Genomic DNA, 18,632 nt, shown 5'->3' with positions numbered 1-18,632 from the left:
GGCATTGAACTTGCTGGCCTCGCCATATCCTAAGATTTTAATAATCTGCCTATATGTACCTTACCCTAAAAAAACCTTGTTTACTTTGTGCGTATCTAACTGATCTATTATTATTTCATTTACTACTGACGATGGATAGGGATGACTGGATATTAATTGTATCCGTATTCCTTTAATTGTGCATCGTTTTCCCGCCATTTAGGTCGAACTTTTACAAAAAGTTCCAGGAATACTTTCTGTTCCAGGAATTTTTCGATGTCTTCTCTGGCAAGCGTTCCTATCTTTTTTATCATATTACCCTTTTCGCCGATCAGGATCATTTTCTGCGTTTCCCTTTGCACAATGATATCCGCCTGAATCTTAATCAGGGTCGATTTTTCTTTAAAAGTATTGACCATTACTGCTGTATGATAAGGAATCTCATCCTGGAAAAGCTGATAAATTTTTTCACGTATCAGCTCTCCTACAAAAAACTTTGTCGGCAGATCGGTCAGTTCATCTTCATCGTAAAAGGCCATTCCTTCCGGGAGCAGATCTACGACTGCATGAATCAGTTTTTCAAAAATTGTCTGATTGATCGCACTCAGTGTCACCACCTTTTTACAGTAGGGTAAGCTTCCAAAAAAGGCCTTGGCCTCTTTAACCTTAGCCGGATCCGCCTTGTCAATTTTGTTGATGGCAACGATACAGGGTACTTTTAATCTGAGGGCATTAAAGAGTTCCACACACGCCTGCCAGTCATCTAAAATATCCACCAGCAAAACAGCTACATCTGCATCCTCCAGGGCGCTTTTTACATTTCCCATCATTTTTTGATGGAGTTTGTATTTAGGCTCAATGATTCCGGGCGTATCTGAGAGGATAATCTGGTACTCGTCTTTTTTATTTAAAAAACCTTTAATCCGATGCCTGGTCGTCTGTACCTTACTGGAAACAATAGCCAGCTTTTCTCCTAAAAGTGCATTTAGCAGTGTGCTTTTGCCAGCATTTGGTTTTCCAAAGATATTGACGAACCCAGATTTCATGTAAAGGTGTTAAACAAATAAATAGGAACCGTTACCAGAGACAAAGGTAGAATTTTAATACCGAACGAAAAAAACCCTCCAACTAAATCTTTCTGATGCGATTACGCTTGTGAGGCAGGTAATTTTGCATGATCATTACTGAAAAATCAGATAGTAAAAAAGCCCCACAATTGTGGAGCTTTTTTGTTGTTGCGAGGGGCGGGATCGAACCACCGACCTTCGGGTTATGAGCCCGACGAGCTACCGCTGCTCTACCTCGCGATATAATCTTTATCATTAATGGGGCCAGGCCCCTTGAATTCGTTTATCGCTTTGTACTGTTTTTTTAATCCCTTCTATCCCTTTTGAAAACCGCCGGCTCATCTACCTGAGCTGCTTTCTGTATTCCTTGTTTCCCAAACGGGTTGCAAAGATAAGGAGAAAATAATTAGCAGCCAAACTTCTACCAAACTCTTTTTATAATTCTTAAAAAATGTGTGCGCTTCCGACTGATTTTTTGCTTGATTCCCTGAGAATCGATCATATCAATTCTGACCTGCCCTGAAGCGTGAATAATTTTATTCGGACCCAGTAAAATCCCGACATGCGTTATTCTGCCTTCAGCATTATCAAAAAAAGCCAGATCGCCAGGTTGTGATTCTTCCAGAAAACCAACCACTTCTCCTACTTCAGCCTGTTGATAGGCATCTCTGGGTAAATTTATTCCGAATAGTTTATATACCTGCTGTACCAGTCCACTGCAGTCGGTGCCCGCCGTTGTTTTACCACCCCATAAATAAGATGTATTCATATAGGCCATCACCGCCTGCTGCAACCCTGCCTTAGATTTCCTTTTGGTTCTTATAGAAGGCAGTTTTCCATAATCCAATTTTAAACCGGCTATCGTGTCGCTTTTCCAAACGGGCGACCCCGGATAAATGCACATAGGTTGTCCGCCCACCTTTATGGTTAAAGGTCTGTCAAGATATCCGATGACAGTCGTTTTCTCCCTCCAGCTTTCCAGCACGTCCCCTACCTGACTCGCCTGTACCCAACCTACATATTGATCAAAGACAGTTCTTACCTGCAGGAAATCTCCATCCCGGTTTAATAGTTCAGCCACTTCTCCAAATAATAACTGGCTGACCATCTCAGCGCGGTGGGACGGCTCCTGCCGGATCGGAGCAATGGGTGTAATACCTATAACGTGAAACATATATTCTCACTAAATTTAATTATCTTAGGCTGCTTTTAGCCCGAGAACAGCTTTCTTTTAAGGCATTTTATGGAATTTTCGTTTAAAATGCATCTTTTAAAAAAAACGATTCCCTTTTGAGTCACCACCATCAAAAATACAATGATGACCTTTTACTCAGCAAATATATGCAGAGTCAGGATAATTATTGGCTTGGAATCTTACTTCAGCGTTATACGGTTTTAGTTTTGGGGGTTACCATGAAGTATTTAGGCGATAGTGAACAGGCTAAAGATGCTACGCAACAGATATTTTTTCATGTTTTACAAACCGTTAGCCGACATAAAATCACTAATTTTAAGAACTGGCTCTATACAGTGGCGAAAAATCACTGTTTAATGCATTTAAGAGGCCAGAAGCATAGCAGGGTTGAACAGTTAAAGGAGGAACTCGTGGAAATACACGCAGATAACCAGTTAGAACAGTTGGAAAATCGGGAGTTATTACTGGATCAGATGCAATCGGCCCTTGAGATGCTGGGCCACGAACAGAAAACCTGTATCTCACTGTATTATCTGGAAAACCACTCCTACCAGCAAATTGCCCTTATTACCGGTTATAATGGTGATCAGGTTAAAAGTTATATCCAGAATGGTAAAAGAAACCTTAAGAACTATCTATTAAAAAATCTTCCGCCTAATGGCTGATCCCAAAAAAATATCACCCTCTGCCAGCAATAAAGAGCTGGAAAAATGGCTCCAGGAGCAATTGGACGCTGCTATGGATAGCGGACAGGGCGCTCAAGGGGATCAGGAAACCCGGGCAGAGGATCCGTTTTTCAAGGATGCGATCGAGGGGCTGAATAAATTTCAGGGGGCCAGGGAAGTCTACAGGCAGACCCACCGGATCAACAAAGCGCTTACATCTAAAACCGGGAGCAGACGACACAAAAAATCATTGGAAACCAATCACTTATTTTGGTTTATTGTAGCCATAATTATCATTATTTCAGTCATTATCATGGCTTTTGTAGTGCTCAGGATGAGAATGGGACAAATTTAGCGGATCTGTTATACATTAATTGCCACTTATAGGGTAAATTGCAGCTTTAAAGAGATTCTATTTTAAAGGTAATTAATGTAAATATATATGCAGAAAAAATTAGTTATTATAGGTGCCGGCTTTGCCGGTCTCAAGTTAGCCCGAAAACTGCATAATTCGGATTACCAGATCACCATTATTGATATTCATAATTTTCATCAGTTCCAGCCCCTTTTCTATCAGGTCGCTTCCGCCCGCCTGGAGGCAACCGCCATTTCTTTCCCTTTAAGACGTATTTTTCAGGGCAAACGCAATGTGAATGTCAGAGTGGGCATGATTCGCCAGATTGACACAAAGGCCAAAAAAGTCTTTACCAGAAACAATATCTATGATTATGATTATCTGGTGATTGCCACCGGCTGTACGAACAATTATTTTGGCAATAAAAATATTGAACAAAATGCCTTCCCGATGAAGTCCACCAATCAGGCGATTGCACTGCGCAATAAGATCCTGTTGAACTTCGAGGCTTCCTTATCTGCCCGAACCGCTGAAGATAAAGAAGCTTATAATAATATCACCATTGTCGGAGGGGGTCCCACAGGAGTTGAACTTGCCGGCGCGCTGGCCGAAATGAAATCTAAAGTGCTGCCTAAAGATTATCCGCTTATAGATTTTAGCAATCTGAAAATCAATCTGATAGAAGGCAGCTCCAGCACGCTTTCGTCCATGAGTGAGCAGTCCCAGAAAAACTCCAGGCGTTATCTGGAACAGATGGGTATTCATATTCAGACAGATATACATGTTACGGATTACGACGGTGATATTGTCTATCTGGAAAATGGTACCCAGATTCGCAGCAAAACCCTCATCTGGGCCGCCGGCGTTATTGGCAATGTGCCTGCCGGCATTCCCAAAGAATGCATCACAAGAGGTAACAGACTCATCGTCAATGAATTTCATCAGGTCAAGGACTTACCGGACGTGTACGCCGTGGGAGACATTTCCTATATGGAGACCACCCGGTGGCCAAAAGGCCATGCGCAGCTCGCACATGTGGCTAATAAGCAGGCTGAAAATCTGGCTCGCAACTTTAAGGCCCTGTCCAGAGGCAAACAACCGGCTGCCTTTACCTATAAAAGCCCGGGCACGATGGCCACCATCGGAAAACGAAAAGCCGTTGTTGATTTCCCTAAATTACACTTTCACGGAAGATTAGCCTGGCTGATATGGATGTTTTTGCATCTGATGTTAATTTTGGGCGTTCGCAATAAATTGCTGGTATTTTTCAACTGGATGATCAGTTATTTTACCAATGATTCCACCTTAAGAATAATCCTATTGCCCTCCAAAAAACAAACCTGGCTGGGACAAGAGTATGATGAACTATCTGTCTAAGGAAAAGTCATGGAGTAATAACATTGAAAAGCTGAATATAAAAGCCCGCAGTCTCACAAAAGATTTGAACACTGATTCATGCAGAAAAACATACAAAGGATTTTCTTAACTTATTTTTCCACCCGAAAACTATTGGTTAAAAAAAGGTGGACAGGATGTGTACTGGCCATTATTTTGCTGACCCTTATGGGGCAGACCCGGGTGCTGGCCCAGGTTACGGACGATTCGCAGACACAGACCTATCAGACCGATAACCAGGGACGCCCCATCGCGCCCAATCAGACTGGCAGCGACTCTCTTAAAATGAGGGACAAGTTTGAAGATTCCATTACGATCAGCTACCGGTATTTTGATTCTACCCTGGACCATCATATGGATAGCTCGATCAGTGATTTCAAAAGCAGATTGCAGCTGCCCTATAGCGCCAACGACCTTGGCAATATCGGTTCTCCGGCGCAGTCCTTACTGTTCAGTCCTTATATGCAACCCGGTTGGGACGAAGGGATACACAGCATGGATTATGCAAAGTTCACGCTAAAGAACACCCGGTATTTTACCTCTACCCGTCCTTATTCCGAACTGGGGTATATGCTGGGGGGCAAAGGGGAACAATACATTGACCTGTTGCATACTCAAAACAGAAACCGGAATGTCAATTTCACCTTTGAATACCGGCTGCTGAATGCCCCGGGTGCCTTTAAAAACCAGAACAATGCCAATAGTAATTTAAGAGCGAACGTTTCTGTCAAAAGCACCAATAAAAGATATTCTGCCAACCTGATATTTATCCGTAATAACCTGAAGGCGGCTACCAACGGCGGCCTGGTCGATCCCGAACAACTCAAGGACCTCTCCCTGGGTGATCCTTTTCAGGCCGGCGTCAAACTCGGTAACAGTAATACCTCCACCAGTAATCCGTTCAATGCAACCGTTGTCACCGGTAATACTTTTACAGACATTTCCTTATACCTGCGACAGTCATTTGATTTTGGGCAGAAGGATTCCGTGGTACAGGATACGGTGACGTATTATCAGTTTTATCCCAGACTGCGGCTGGAACACTCCGTATCCTACTCCACCCATGGATATAACTATCACGATTATAACCCGACCTCTGATGATTATCTGAATTATTATAATTTTATTGTCCCCACAGATACGATACTATTTGAAGACAAATGGAAAGACTTAACCAACCAGTTTGCCATTTATACCTACCCGGACAAAAAGAATAAAAATCAATTTTTAAAACTCCATGGTGATTTTCAGATATTAAACGGAAGGCTGGGAGAAAATTACAAAATCAATTATAATAATATTTTTGTCGGTACGGAATATCGCAACCGTTCTAAAAATGACAAATGGGATATTCAGTTAGCGGGCAATCTATACCTTGCCGGCAACTACGCCGGAGATTATAATGTACAGGGAAGCCTCAGAAGAGATTTCGGGGACAAACTCGGTGGTTTGGAACTGGGATTTATGAACGTAAACCGGACGCCTTCTTTTATTTATAATATCGGCAGCGAAGGCTCCTTTACCACCGATACGGCTAAAGTCAGCTATCATGCGCACTCAGATTTTCCGGTAATCGGCGTCAGCGACCTCAATAAAGAAAATATTTCCAGGGCCTACGCCAGGTATTACCTCCCCTCTTTTGGGCTGAGCCTGACGGGGAACTATTATTTTGTTTCCAATTACACCTATTTCAAAGACGTGTTCACGGCAGCGCAATTCAGTGGACTGTTCAATGTTTTACAGGTAGGCGCTCAAAAACATACCCGACTCGGGAAATTCTTCCACTGGTATTTAGATGCGGATGTACAGCAAAGACTCGGAGAAGCACCGGTGAATCTGCCACTGATGATCTTAAGAAACCGCATCGCATTTGAAGGTCATTTTTATAACAATCTGTATCTGGCAACAGGTATTGACGTACGTTATGTATCGCCATACAAGGCCGATAGCTATTCTCCGTTTACAGGACAATTTTACTATCAGGATGAAAACCGGATTAACAACAGGCCTGACATTTCCTTTTACGTTAATTTCCGGATTAAGCGCTTCAGATTCTTTGGCGAACTATCTAACCTGAATACCTTCAATTACAGCGGCGGCTCCTTTGGATTCAACCATTATAATTATGTCAGTTCCAATATGCCTGGTCAGGCCCTATGGCTGAGAATGGGTGTATGGTGGTATTTTATTAATTAATTCAAAGCACAAAAGATGCTTCTATATTAGATTCCTCATTTATGCAAATACAGGAAAATTATAATATCAAGTCCCTGAATACATTTGGGATTAGTGTGGACGCTCCGAAATTTGCTGCATTTGATCGGATTGAGCAGTTGAGCGCCCTGTTGAAAGACAACCAAGGGTTGCCTAAATATATATTAGGAGGGGGCAGTAATATTTTATTCACCCAGGCTTTCCAGGGTCTGCTTTTAAAAAATAACCTGAAAGGGATTCATCTGTTAAAACAGGATGCTGATTATTATTATGTTCAGGTGGCAGCCGGCGAACCCTGGCATCCATTTGTCTTGTACTGTGTGGAACACGGATATGCCGGGCTTGAAAACCTCAGCCTGATTCCTGGTCTTGCAGGAGCTTCCCCTATGCAAAATATTGGTGCTTACGGCGTTGAAATCAAAGATTATTTCTTTGAACTGGAGGCTATGCGGATGGAGGACCAGACCATCCAAACCTTTACGAAAGCTGATTGTAAGTTTGGTTATCGGGAAAGTATCTTCAAAACCGCTTTGAAAGGACAGTATATTATCTTAAGCGTAACTTTCCGGTTATTAAAAGAGCCGGTGCTGCACCTGGAATATGGTGCCATTAAAGAAGAGTTAGCGCATGCAGGCATCAACCCTGCCACCAGTATGCCCTCCATCCGGGATGTCTCAAACGCCGTTATCCGCATACGACAAAGTAAGTTACCGGATCCTACAGTGATTGGCAATGCGGGAAGTTTCTTTAAAAACCCAACCATTGATGTCAGTCATTTTGAGCACCTGAAATTGAACCATCCTAATTTACCCGGATATCCGCTTTCTCAGGAAGCGCCCAAAACTTCGCCGTCCATTAAAGTAGCTGCCGGCTTTTTAATTGAAGCCTGTGGATGGAAAGGATACCGCGATGGTGACGCCGGCGTGCACCATAAACAAGCACTGGTGCTTGTAAATTACGGCCATGCTTCCGGCAAAGACATTCTGGCCTTATCCGAAAAGATCATCCGCAGTGTAAAAGAAAAGTTTGGAATTACCCTGGAAAGGGAAGTCAATATTATATAACAATCATTCAGAAACCATATCCGTATTCTCATGTCTTTTGTCTCTATTCAACAGATCTGTCAGGTGGCCACCAGCCAGCCGCAGCCACGTTCCATTGTGCCACTGATTATATTTTTCGGCGTGATTCCTTTGGCCTTTATGGCTTACTGCCTGAAAGATATTTTGCCTAAAACCTATAGTGGCAACCTGAAAAAAGTATGGATTATTCTAATTATTATCCTGCCCATGCTGGGGCCGCTACTCTATTTGTTCATCGGACAGGACAAAGCTACCCGGTAAGGATTTTCTGGTTGCTCCTTCGGGCTTTTAACCTTTTTTACCAATCAGCCTGCTATGACGATAACCATAAATAAAGTACACAATTAGACCGACAGCCATCCAGCCAAAAAATACCAGCCAGCTCTTGGCAGGAATGGTAATCATTAAGTACAGGCAACAAAGTGTGCCCAGAACAGGTATTAATGAATAGCCTTTGATAAAACTCAGCACAGCAGCAATGATGGCCACCACGATAAACAAAATAAACAGAATCTCTTCATAAGATTCTGTAGACAAATTGGCACAGGCTGCTGATAATCTGTCCTTGAAAAAATAAATAAAAACCGCCACCAACACGGGAACAATATAACGCGCATTGATATACGGCAATTTAAACTGATCCCTGGCCTTGTTTACTTTGGGCAACACCAGCACCCCGCTGCAGACCAGTACGAATGCGAATAAAGTGCCGATGCTGGTCAGATCCGTCATCAATAGATCATCAATAAATAAGGTGGGGATCCCTACCAACAGGCCTGTTATTAAGGTAGCAAAGGCGGGTGTTTTAAACCGCTTGCTAACCTGAGCAAATCTTTTAGGCAGTAGGCCGTCCCGGCTCATACTCATCCAGATTCTGGGCTGTCCGATCTGAAATACCAGTAGTACACTGGTGGAGGCTGCCACCGCACTCACAGCGATAATCAGCCCGACTTTCGGCATATTAATTTTATTGAAGACATAGGCTAAAGGATCAGCTACGCCTTCAAATTCCTTATAATTTACCAGCCCCGTGATAACAAGTGCCACTAATATATAAATAACGGTACAGATAAGCAGCGAATACAGCATCCCTTTAGGCATGTCACGCCTGGGGTTCTTGCATTCTTCTGCTGTCGTGGAAATCGCATCAAAACCTATATAGGCGAAAAATACCGAAGACACTCCACGTAAAACCCCATCCATTCCATTAGGCAAAAACGGAGACCAGTTATCTGATGTCCCATCCGCTATAATCAGGTAAAAACCAAAAATTACGATAAAGGCCAGTAAAACCAGTTTCAGGCCTACCATAAAATTGGCACTTTTCTTACTCTCCGAAATACCGATATAGGCAAGAATGGTGATAATCACTACAATAAGGAAGGCGGGCAGATTAATGATAAACTTCAAAGGACCCACACTGGGTGCGTTGGTATACACCAAATCACCTAGTGGCAGACCTGCCGCCACCGCACTGTCATATTTAATCTTAGCGGTCTGATACCCAATGGTCAACCAATCCGGCAGGTGAATATGCATCCCGATTAGTAAATTATTAAAATAGGCACTCCAGGAAATGGCCACGACGATATTTCCGATGGCATATTCCAAAATTAGCGCCCAGCCTATTACCCAGGCAATCAATTCTCCAAAAGTAACATAGGAATAAGTATAAGCCGATCCAGACACCGGCACCCGTGAAGCAAATTCCGCATAGCAAAGGGCAGTAAAACCACAAGTAACGGCAGTAATGAGAAAAAGGAAAATAACACCCGGGCCCCCTTCAAAGGCGGCCTTGCCAATCGTTGAGAAGATACCCGCACCAATGACCGCAGCTACACCCATAAATGTCAGATCCCTTACAGTAAGCACTTTTTTAAGGTTCATGGGCTGGCCGTCTTCCTGCCCTCTGTCATATTCCTTTTGAATAGCATCAATCGACTTTTTCCTAAATAGCGCGTTACTCATTGATCTTAATTTAGTTATTTATACTTATAGAACCCGGACCGCAGCCGCAGTCTCTGGCCATCGCGGTTATCGCCACCCTCCCGACCTAGCCATCCAATTAATAATCCCTTTGTAAAAGATATTCGGCCAGTTGTTGCAGCGGCTGTTTTCTTGTACTGACTACGACCACCTGATCCAGGTGGTTCATTGCTTTTTGGGCATACTGCTCAATTAAGGCCCTGGTTACTTCCTGTACACCGGTTTTGCGGTAAATATCAAGGACACCCTTTACTTTTTCCTCTTGCTGCGCCTCTGTCTCAGGTTGAAAAGCAAGTAGATCTTCCAGTGCTTGCTTCTGCGGGCCGCCGGCCAGTTCCTTTGCTTTAATTAATAAGCAGGTCTTTTTGTTTCTTAATATATCACCACCCACCTGTTTACCAAACTTCTCAGGGTCACCGAAACAATCCAGATAATCATCCTGCAATTGAAACGCAATTCCCAGGTTTTTACCAAAACTATACACTCTGTCGCAATTGTGAACAGTAGCACCGGCGACGATAGCGCCCATTTTAAGACTTGCGGCCAATAAAACCGAAGTTTTGAGTTTAATCATTTGAATATAATCCTCCAAAGACACCTCCTTCACCGCTTCATAGTCCATATCATATTGCTGCCCTTCACATACCTCTCTTGCGGTTTGATTAAAGAGCTTCAGTATCCAGGATTGGTATTCGACAGAGATATCCTCCAGGCAGTGATATGCCTGCACCAGCATGACATCGCCGCTTAGAATGGCGGTGTTTTCCCCATTACGGACATGCACTGTTGTCTGGCCCCTTCTTAAAGCAGCCTTGTCCATAATATCATCATGCATCAGGGTAAAATTATGGAACAGCTCAATGGCGGTGGCAATTTGCCAACAATCTTCCTTAATATCTCCGAATAGTTCATTACCCATCAGACAGGCCGCCGGACGGATTCTTTTACCGCCAATGCCCAAAAAATAACTTGCCGGTTCATATAAGCCGGCAGGCGCCGTCGGGAACTGCGGCTGATTAAACCGCTCACAAAATAAATCTATTAATTCCTTAAATGAATGCACTTGATAATCAGATTTTTAGTGTTTCAGATTGAATACCCCTGCAAAATACCGGATTTGTAACGGAATGGCAAAATAATTACCAGATCCGCACCCTGTTTTCAGGAGCGATATACATGCTGTCACCAGGCTTTACATTCCAGGCCTCATAAAATGCATCTACATCTGCAAAGGGTCCGTTAACCCTGAACTTTGCGGGCGAATGCACATCTGTAAGCACCCCTTGAGCCAGCGCCTCCGGCCGGATGGTATAGAGCCAGCCAAGTGCATAGCCCATGAAAAAACGCTGTGCAGGCGTAAAGCCGTCTATTTTTTTGCCGGATGTATATTCCGGCGTCTTTTTAAATGCTTCCCAGCCGAGCAGGATCCCTCCCAGGTCAGCGATATTCTCGCCAAGGGTGGCCTCCCCGTTTATATGCAGGCTATCCACCGGAATATAACCATTAAACTGTTTGACCATTACTGCCGCCCGTTTTTTAAAGTTAGCAGCATCCTCGGCTGTCCACCAGTCGCTTAAATTGCCGTTTGCATCATAGAGCCTGCCCTGATCATCAAACCCATGTGTAATCTCATGGCCAATGGTAGAAGCACCCGCATATCCGTAAACGATGGCGTCATCCAATTGATCATCATTTTTGCCCGGTACGGTAAATATGCCGGCAGGTAAAACAATTTCATTATTGGCTGGATTGTAATAAGCGTTATAGGTCTGAGGCGTCATATCCCACTCAGAACGGTCAACCGGTTTGCCCAGTTTATTCACCTCATATTGATGCCACCATCTGGAGGCCGATATAATATTTAAAACATATGGCTGTTGCTTAATCTCCATGGCTGAAAAGTCCTTCCATTTATCCGGATAGCCTACTTTAGCCGTGATCTTACTGAGTTTATATAAGGCTTTTTGTTTGGTGGCACTGCTCATCCAGTCCAGTTGTTCGATCCGGTCTTTGAGCGCTGCTCTGATATCTTCAACCAGGTGCGTGTAGCGCTGTTTTGCCTTCTCAGGAAAATAAGCTTTGACAAACAGTTGCCCCAGGGCTTCTCCCATGCAGTTCTCCTCGACTTCCAATACCCTGCGCCATCTGGGCTTCATATCTTTGAGGCCACTCATGGTTTTGCCATAAAATTCAAAGTTTTCCTTTTCAAAATCAGTATTTACAAATTGACCTAAATGATGCAGTAAATGCCATTTAAGATAAAGTTTCCATTGCGGAAGCGGCACCGTGGTCAACAGGCCTCCTAATGCCTTATAGAATGCCGGCTGCCCCACAACGACTGAATCCACCTGAATGCCCTGCACCTGTAAATAGCTGGAAAAGTTAAAAGGAGCCTGCAGCTTATCTAAAGCACTTAGCTCAAACTTATGGTAATTGGCATAAGGATCGCGAAGCGCTTCCAGAGGCTTACTGGCAGTGGCCAGTTGTTTTTCAATATTAAAAATTTCCTGGGCCGTGGCGGCCGCCTCCTGCTTATCCATTCCTGCCAGCACAAACATCTGTGCGATATGGATTAAATAGGCAGCCCTTATTTTGACCGTCCGGGCATCCTCTTTTAAATAATAATCCCTGTTGGGCAGTCCCAGGCCTCCCTGGACAAACTGCACCACCATCTTACTGCTGTTTTTATCATCCTGACTGATATAGTTACCCAGTAAATTGGAGACGCCTTCGGCTGATAACCGCCCACTGGTCTTAATCAGGTCCTCCAGGTTTTTGATGGAATCTATCATCGACAGTTCAGGGGTGAGAATAGCAATGCTTTGCCTGGCAAGAGAGACACTGTCCATGCCGCTTTTATAGAAAGCAGCGATTTTCTGGCTGATCTTGCCGCCCGCCTGGTCTGTATTCGTTTGTTTACTCGCGGCGTCTTCATTTATTTTTTTCAGCCGCTGATACAGATCCAGCTCTACCTCGTTGCCGATGCCCCAGCTTTTATAGGCAGCCGGAATCGGATTTTTCCTGATCCAGCCTCCGTTTGCAAAGTCAAAGAAATCGTCCTGAGGCCGGACAGTCGTATCAATATGTTCAGATAGGATATCCGTATTTTGCTGGTTATCTGAATGGCAGGAAGCAAAAATGGCACAGCCTATAATAGCGGCTGTGCCCATTAATATTTTTCTGGATGAAAGAAGCATCTTGATTTATCGGGTTTAGTTGAGTCTATTTTTAACCATTTGAGCCTAAAAATAAACATTTTGCACCGAACACAAATCAATAAAACAACTTATCGTTAGTTTTTATGCATTCCAGATGCGGTCAACCTTTCCCGCCAGCATCAAAAAATCGACTAATACAATGGCTGTCATCGCCTCCAGAATAACCGGAGCTCTTAAGCCTACACATAAATCATGTCTGCCTTTGACCGAAAATTCAGATATTTCTCCGGTGTCCCAGTTTAAGGTGTTTTGCGTCTGCGGGGTAGATGAGGTGGGTTTTACCGCAATTCTGTACACCAGTTCATTTCCATTGCTGATCCCGCCGACTACGCCGCCGGCGTGATTGGTGCTGGTCGTCCCTTTGGTATCTACTATGGCATCATTATGCTCCAGCCCATACATGGCAGCTGCAGCAAATCCGGTCCCGAATTCCACTCCCCTTACGGCCGGTATCGCCATGGCGGCATGCGCTAATGCGGACTCCATACTGTCAAAGAAGGGTTCCCCCAGTCCAATGGGAAGGCCGCTTACCCGACATTCAATAATAGCCCCTACGCTGTCTTTTTTCTCAATAGCCTGTTGCAGTCCTGCCTCAATATCTTTATTGCCTCCAATCTCGGTTACCCTGGCCTCAATGCGAATGTCCTTAGGCGCCATGATTTTCTTGGCAATGACGCCGGCAGCTACAATGCCTGCCGTAAGTCTGGCGCTAAAACTGCCTCCCCCCCTGAAATCTTCAAACCCGCCAAATTTCTCATGTGCTACAAAATCGGCATGACCGGGTCTTGGATGTGAACGGTGTTTCTGGTAATCTTCAGAACGGGTATTATTGTTTTCAAAAAGTATCGTTATGGGCGCTCCTGTGGCAAAGTCGTTGAAAATACCACTTTTAAAAATAGGCAGGTCCGCTTCCTGTCTGGGGGTAGCGCCTTTTTGTTTGCCCCCTTTGCGCCTTTCCATATCCGCAATAAAATCCTCCACTGTCAGTGGCAATCCTGCCGGTACGCCATCAATATTAATACCAACGCTGGCTCCATGGGATTCTCCAAATATGGTTAATCTAAATAATCTGCCAAATCCATTCATAATATAATATTTTAAATATTGCCCTGTCAGACAACCTGGCTTATCGTTTAGTGATTGACGCCTAACGGCTCCTGCTGGCTACTGCTATATCCGGCGCAGTTGTTTTTTAACCTGGGCCACAGGCTAGTTCAGTAAAGACGCCAGCATAGCCTTAGTGCTGTTATAGTCCTTATGTACAATTCCTTTAATACCCAAAAGAGAGGCCACTTGAACGAACATCGGCCTGTCGTCTATAAATACGACCTGCTCAGGACGCATCTGGGCTATATCCAACGCTAATTTAAAAATATCCTCATCCGGTTTACGGATATGTACAAAGCTGGAAGAGATAAAAGCATCCACGAATTTATCCAGCCCAAAATGCCGGATTCTGTGATCATTAAGTTCCCTACCTTCATTACTGACCACCACAATATGCAGGTCATGCTTTTTTTTCAAGTCACTGATCAGTTCAATCATTTCGGGAATCGCCTCACTTTGGGCGAACATAAAAGCTTTAAATTCCTCCCGGGTAAAATCTCTGGGTGTATAAAACACAATCCGGTTCAGGTACTCATCCAAAGTGATTTTACCGGATTCATAGGTATCAAAGGTCAAATGATGACGTTCATTCAGTTCTTCAGCGTCCAAACCAAAGGTTTTCACCGCCAGCGCTCTTTTGGTTCTGTCCCAACCATTATTGAGTAAAACACCACCAATATCTGTAAAAATAGCCCTGATTTTCGCGGATGATTTTTCCTGTTGAGACATATTGAATAATTTTTAATACAAAAAGCTGTCTATTAATAACTTAAAGTTACACCTAAGTTTGCTAGATGCTGGTAAAAATTAGGATAAGATTTTTTAACAGCCGCGGCCTCCTGAATCTCAACCGGACCATCTGCCCCCAAAGCCGCTACAGCAGCTGCCATGGCAATGCGGTGATCATGTCTGGAATGGGTAGCGGTATTACCATTAATAATACCTCCGCCTTCAATAATCATTAAATCATCCTGCAATAATACCTGCACGCCCAGTTTTGCAAATTCCTCCTGCAAAGTAAGCGCTCTGTTGCTTTCCTTATGGGCTAACCTGGTAACCCCCTGGATGACTGATTTCCCTTCACAATAAGCAGCCAGCGCTACCAGCGGCGGGAACAGATCCGGACAATCCGTGGCATCAAACTGAAATGCTTTTAAAGGACCGGTGGCAGGGCCAATCTGAATCTGATTTTGTTCCACAGACAGCTGACAACCGCTCTGCTGCAATGCCTGCAAAATAGCTTTATCTGCCTGCGTGGATACGGGGTCCAGCCCTTTGACCGTTATCGGGCCTTTAATAGCCCCGGCCACGAGTAAAAAAGCGCCTCCGCTCCAGTCACCTTCGACCTGGTAGGTGGTGGTGGCCTGGTTGGTTGGCTTCTCTTGTTTACCAAAATAAAAACTTTCGTAATTATTATTTTGAGGAAGCTTAAGGCCAAAATCTGCCATAACCTTCAAAGTCAGATCAACATAAGGCCTGCTTTTTAAATTACTGACCGTTATGGTCACGTCCCTTGCATCAGCAGCACTATAGGCTAATAAGAGTCCGGTTAAAAACTGAGAACTTAAGGAACCGTCAATCGTGATATTTTGGGGCACCAGGGGACCCTTTATTTCCAGCGGTAATTTCCCCTGGTTACTTTTTATGGATACGCCCAACTGTGGTAAGGTTTGATCAAAAAAGTCCATAGGCCGGCTGGTCAGACTCCCCTGCCCTTCAATACGGGTCAGGCCGCTGCGTAGTGCAGCAATGGAAGTAAACATTCTGATACCAAGTCCGCTTTCGCCAAAATGAACCTTAATTTCTTGATCTGCGTCTGTGGTCAGTACCGTCGCATCCACCTCTAAAGCACCTGTAGCGGTGGCACGAACCGTCGCACCCAGTGCTTCGATAACACCTACCGACGCCTGATCATCATTGGAGATGCCGGGATTTTCTATAATGGATTTACCGCCACTTACCAGTGCCGCCGCAGCAGCTCGCTGCATGGAACTTTTAGAGGCCGGAGCAGTGATCTGTCCGGACACATTGCCCGGATGAACCCTGACGCTATATGAGATTTCTATATTTTCAAAAGTCATTGCGGAATAATAATTATTTATTTGATTGACCCTTAGCTCCCATTAATTCCACGACCGGTGCAATTTGCTCCATGGTGAGCGGTTGATGGACAGCTTTGCCAATCTTTTCCAGTAAAACAAAATGGATTTGATCTTTAACCCTTTTTTTATCGGAACGCATTTTTGCCAGCGCGTCCTGAGGATCATAATCATAATAAGCAGGCAGGCCATAGGCCTGTACCAATTTTATAATTCTTTCGGATTGATTAAAATCTAATACAGCTTTTGACAAATAGGCGGCCACCACCATACCAATAGAAACGGCACTGCCATGTGGTAACTGGTAGGTATTTTCAATGGCATGACCTAGGGTATGGCCGTAATTGAGCAATTTTCTGTCCCCTTGTTCGGTTTCGTCCAGCTGAACAACTTTAGCTTTAATCAGCACATTGCGGGCAATCAGCTGGCTTAACAAGTCAGGGGTCTTTTTAAAATCTTTCAGGCTATGCTGTTCCAGCAATTTAAACATGGCAGCATCTTTAATACAGGCATGTTTAATAATTTCTGCAAAACCTCCTACCCACTCTTCATTAGGCAGTGTTTTCAGCAAACTATAATCATATAGCAAAAATCTGGGCTGCCGTATTATGCCGGCCATGTTCTTAAATATACCGACATCCACGCCATTTTTACCTCCAATGGAGGCGTCCACCATGGCCAGGACAGAAGTGGGGATAAACCCAAAATCAACACCCCTTAAATATATAGAAGCGACAAATCCCGCGATGTCTGTAACCACACCGCCTCCCATTCCTATAATGGTGGATTTACGGTCTGCTCCGGCCTCAATCAGCTGGCCGATGAGCTGTTGGACCGCATCCATATTTTTATAGGCTTCTCCTGCCTTAATAAGTAAGACCTTCCAGCCTTTTAATTTTTTCTGATAATAATGATAGAGATTATCATCTGTAATAATAAAAGCAGCATTTTTATCTGCTAACTTATCCAGCTGATCCAGACTGCTGTCAAAATGAAAGACAGTGGTTCCGGAACTGTATTTAATTGTCTTTTTCAAGGGCTTTTTCTTTTTATAACGTTCAGCATATAGCGCTGCTGCGGCCTTTATGACAGGCCGCAGCGAGGCTTTCTTTGAAAACATTACAGCAATTACAGTTGGAGTGTATCCTGACTAATCGTTCATCACTTTATTTTGATGCGCAATGCTTTCCATATGGATGGCATCAAAATATTTGGTAATAAACTCTTTGCTAAGACCTTTTTTCTCACCCTTCAGTACAGCCTTTTCCAGAATTTCATTCCAGCGGTTAGTCTGAAGAATGGTAATACCGTTTTCTTTTTTATATTTTCCGATCTGATCGGCAATTTTCATTCTTTGACCGATTAACTGGATCATTTCATCATCTAAATGATTGATCTGCTGACGATATTTTTCCAGCGTCTGATGATCAGGAGCATGTACCGTTTCCTTGCGCCATACAATCTCATCCAGCATGGCACCCAGTCTTTCCGGTGTCACCTGCTGCTTGGCATCACTCCAGGCTTTATCCGGATCAATATGAGATTCAATAATCAAACCATCATAATCCAGATCGATGGCTTCCTGAGCCACAGCCACCAGATTATCACGACGACCACAGATATGAGACGGGTCATTGATGAACAACAGTTCAGGATAACGACGTTTCATTTCAATAGCAAGGTGCCACATAGGCGCATTGCGATATTCACTATTACCATATGAAGCGAACCCGCGGTGAATCAGTCCTATATCTTTAATACCGGCGCGGTCAATTCTTTCAACGGCACCTGTCCAAAGTTCCAGATCCGGATTAATGGGGTTTTTAATCAATACAGGTACATCAACACCACGAAGCGCATCGGCCAAGTCCTGAACGCTGAATGGGTTAACCGTAGTTCTGGCTCCCAGCCATAAAATATCAACACCAAAATGTAAGGCGTCTTCTGCTTGTTTTGGAGTGGCGACTTCTACAGCGGTTAATAAACCAGTGGCATCTTTAGCAGCCTGCAGCCAAGGCAAGCCCTTTGTACCGATCCCTTCAAAACTTCCGGGACGTGTTCTTGGTTTCCAGATACCAGCTCTTAATACATCTACTTTACCGGTAGCTTTCAGGCCAAGGGCCGTAGCCATCACCTGTTCTTCAGTCTCTGCACTGCATGGCCCAGAAATAATCAGTGGGCGTTTTTTCAGCACCTGCATAACTTTCTCTTTTTGTGCTGCAATGTTTGCTGTTTCCATTTTACAATGATTAATGATGATTAATGTTATT

The 18,632-nt window shown here is 44.0% G+C and carries 16 protein-coding genes and 1 tRNA gene; 6 read left to right on the top strand and 11 right to left on the bottom strand.

Going from position 1 to position 18,632, the window contains the following annotated elements:
• Positions 1–152: 152 nt before the first annotated feature.
• The 3 genes from era to BLU80_RS03300 form a co-directional block, all read right to left on the bottom strand.
• Entirely contained in the window at positions 153–1,025 is an 873-nt protein-coding gene (gene era, locus BLU80_RS03310; RefSeq protein WP_091393348.1) for a GTPase Era, read from the bottom strand.
• Positions 1,026–1,214: 189 nt separating this feature from the next.
• Positions 1,215–1,286, bottom strand: a tRNA-Met gene (locus BLU80_RS03305).
• A gap of 181 nt (positions 1,287–1,467) precedes the next feature.
• Positions 1,468–2,220 (bottom strand): C40 family peptidase, encoded by a 753-nt coding sequence (locus BLU80_RS03300; RefSeq protein WP_091393345.1) that lies wholly within the window; start codon positions 2,218–2,220, stop codon positions 1,468–1,470.
• A gap of 116 nt (positions 2,221–2,336) precedes the next feature.
• Between BLU80_RS03300 and BLU80_RS03295 the strand changes: the two genes are divergently transcribed.
• The 6 genes from BLU80_RS03295 (at position 2,337) to BLU80_RS03270 (ending at position 8,213) form a co-directional block, all read left to right on the top strand.
• A complete protein-coding gene (locus tag BLU80_RS03295; RefSeq protein WP_139188071.1) occupies positions 2,337–2,906 on the top strand; it encodes an RNA polymerase sigma factor in 570 nt (189 codons plus the stop codon).
• Complete coding sequence (locus tag BLU80_RS03290) at positions 2,899–3,261, top strand: hypothetical protein (protein ID WP_091393339.1); 363 nt, start codon at positions 2,899–2,901, stop codon at positions 3,259–3,261. Before BLU80_RS03295 ends, BLU80_RS03290 begins: the two co-directional genes overlap by 8 nt.
• A gap of 87 nt (positions 3,262–3,348) precedes the next feature.
• Positions 3,349–4,638, top strand: coding sequence for an NAD(P)/FAD-dependent oxidoreductase (locus BLU80_RS03285; RefSeq protein ID WP_091393336.1), 1,290 nt, complete (start codon positions 3,349–3,351; stop codon positions 4,636–4,638).
• A 78-nt stretch (positions 4,639–4,716) separates the two neighbouring features.
• Positions 4,717–6,852 (top strand): putative porin, encoded by a 2,136-nt coding sequence (locus BLU80_RS03280; RefSeq protein ID WP_091393334.1) that lies wholly within the window; start codon positions 4,717–4,719, stop codon positions 6,850–6,852.
• A gap of 41 nt (positions 6,853–6,893) precedes the next feature.
• The gene (gene murB / locus BLU80_RS03275; RefSeq protein ID WP_091393331.1) at positions 6,894–7,934 is read left to right on the top strand and encodes a UDP-N-acetylmuramate dehydrogenase; all 1,041 of its coding nucleotides are present in this window, start codon (positions 6,894–6,896) and stop codon (positions 7,932–7,934) included.
• 30 nt (positions 7,935–7,964) lie between these two features.
• Positions 7,965–8,213, top strand: coding sequence for a PLDc N-terminal domain-containing protein (locus BLU80_RS03270; protein ID WP_091393329.1), 249 nt, complete (start codon positions 7,965–7,967; stop codon positions 8,211–8,213).
• Positions 8,214–8,240: 27 nt separating this feature from the next.
• Here BLU80_RS03270 and BLU80_RS03265 read toward each other — a convergent pair whose 3' ends face one another.
• The 8 genes from BLU80_RS03265 to BLU80_RS03230 form a co-directional block, all read right to left on the bottom strand.
• Complete coding sequence (locus BLU80_RS03265) at positions 8,241–9,920, bottom strand: APC family permease (RefSeq protein ID WP_091393327.1); 1,680 nt, start codon at positions 9,918–9,920, stop codon at positions 8,241–8,243.
• 97 nt (positions 9,921–10,017) lie between these two features.
• Positions 10,018–11,001, bottom strand: coding sequence for a polyprenyl synthetase family protein (locus BLU80_RS03260; RefSeq protein ID WP_091393324.1), 984 nt, complete (start codon positions 10,999–11,001; stop codon positions 10,018–10,020).
• Between the two features lie 76 nt (positions 11,002–11,077).
• Entirely contained in the window at positions 11,078–13,135 is a 2,058-nt protein-coding gene (locus BLU80_RS03255; protein WP_091393321.1) for a M13 family metallopeptidase, read from the bottom strand.
• A gap of 102 nt (positions 13,136–13,237) precedes the next feature.
• Positions 13,238–14,242, bottom strand: a complete 1,005-nt coding sequence (locus BLU80_RS03250) for a chorismate synthase (RefSeq protein ID WP_091393318.1) — start codon at positions 14,240–14,242, stop codon at positions 13,238–13,240.
• 123 nt (positions 14,243–14,365) lie between these two features.
• The gene (locus tag BLU80_RS03245) at positions 14,366–14,992 is read right to left on the bottom strand and encodes an HAD family hydrolase (protein ID WP_091393315.1); all 627 of its coding nucleotides are present in this window, start codon (positions 14,990–14,992) and stop codon (positions 14,366–14,368) included.
• A 32-nt stretch (positions 14,993–15,024) separates the two neighbouring features.
• A complete protein-coding gene (aroA, locus tag BLU80_RS03240) occupies positions 15,025–16,344 on the bottom strand; it encodes a 3-phosphoshikimate 1-carboxyvinyltransferase (protein WP_091393312.1) in 1,320 nt (439 codons plus the stop codon).
• A gap of 13 nt (positions 16,345–16,357) precedes the next feature.
• Positions 16,358–17,482, bottom strand: a complete 1,125-nt coding sequence (gene aroB / locus BLU80_RS03235) for a 3-dehydroquinate synthase (RefSeq protein ID WP_091393310.1) — start codon at positions 17,480–17,482, stop codon at positions 16,358–16,360.
• Positions 17,483–17,512: 30 nt separating this feature from the next.
• Entirely contained in the window at positions 17,513–18,601 is a 1,089-nt protein-coding gene (locus BLU80_RS03230; RefSeq protein WP_091393308.1) for a chorismate mutase, read from the bottom strand.
• Positions 18,602–18,632 lie beyond the last annotated feature (31 nt).

Source organism: Arachidicoccus rhizosphaerae, from assembly GCF_900107765.1.
Lineage (GTDB): Bacteria > Bacteroidota > Bacteroidia > Chitinophagales > Chitinophagaceae > Arachidicoccus > Arachidicoccus rhizosphaerae.
The sequence above is the reverse complement of the archived record's forward strand: the minus strand, read 5'-3'. Positions and strand labels throughout refer to the sequence as shown.

Excerpts from the sequence above, each read along its gene's own strand:
- BLU80_RS03250 (WP_091393318.1), bottom strand. The coding sequence starts at position 14,242 with ATGAATGGATTTGGCAGATTATTTAGATTAACCATATTTGGAGAATCC.
- BLU80_RS03255 (WP_091393321.1), bottom strand. The coding sequence starts at position 13,135 with ATGCTTCTTTCATCCAGAAAAATATTAATGGGCACAGCCGCTATTATA.
- BLU80_RS03290 (WP_091393339.1), top strand. The coding sequence starts at position 2,899 with ATGGCTGATCCCAAAAAAATATCACCCTCTGCCAGCAATAAAGAGCTG.
- BLU80_RS03300 (WP_091393345.1), bottom strand. The coding sequence starts at position 2,220 with ATGTTTCACGTTATAGGTATTACACCCATTGCTCCGATCCGGCAGGAG.
- BLU80_RS03265 (WP_091393327.1), bottom strand. The coding sequence starts at position 9,920 with ATGAGTAACGCGCTATTTAGGAAAAAGTCGATTGATGCTATTCAAAAG.
- BLU80_RS03280 (WP_091393334.1), top strand. The coding sequence starts at position 4,717 with ATGCAGAAAAACATACAAAGGATTTTCTTAACTTATTTTTCCACCCGA.
- BLU80_RS03285 (WP_091393336.1), top strand. The coding sequence starts at position 3,349 with ATGCAGAAAAAATTAGTTATTATAGGTGCCGGCTTTGCCGGTCTCAAG.
- aroA (WP_091393312.1), bottom strand. The coding sequence starts at position 16,344 with ATGACTTTTGAAAATATAGAAATCTCATATAGCGTCAGGGTTCATCCG.
- era (WP_091393348.1), bottom strand. The coding sequence starts at position 1,025 with ATGAAATCTGGGTTCGTCAATATCTTTGGAAAACCAAATGCTGGCAAA.
- aroB (WP_091393310.1), bottom strand. The coding sequence starts at position 17,482 with ATGTTTTCAAAGAAAGCCTCGCTGCGGCCTGTCATAAAGGCCGCAGCA.
- BLU80_RS03230 (WP_091393308.1), bottom strand. The coding sequence starts at position 18,601 with ATGGAAACAGCAAACATTGCAGCACAAAAAGAGAAAGTTATGCAGGTG.
- murB (WP_091393331.1), top strand. The coding sequence starts at position 6,894 with ATGCAAATACAGGAAAATTATAATATCAAGTCCCTGAATACATTTGGG.
- BLU80_RS03245 (WP_091393315.1), bottom strand. The coding sequence starts at position 14,992 with ATGTCTCAACAGGAAAAATCATCCGCGAAAATCAGGGCTATTTTTACA.
- BLU80_RS03270 (WP_091393329.1), top strand. The coding sequence starts at position 7,965 with ATGTCTTTTGTCTCTATTCAACAGATCTGTCAGGTGGCCACCAGCCAG.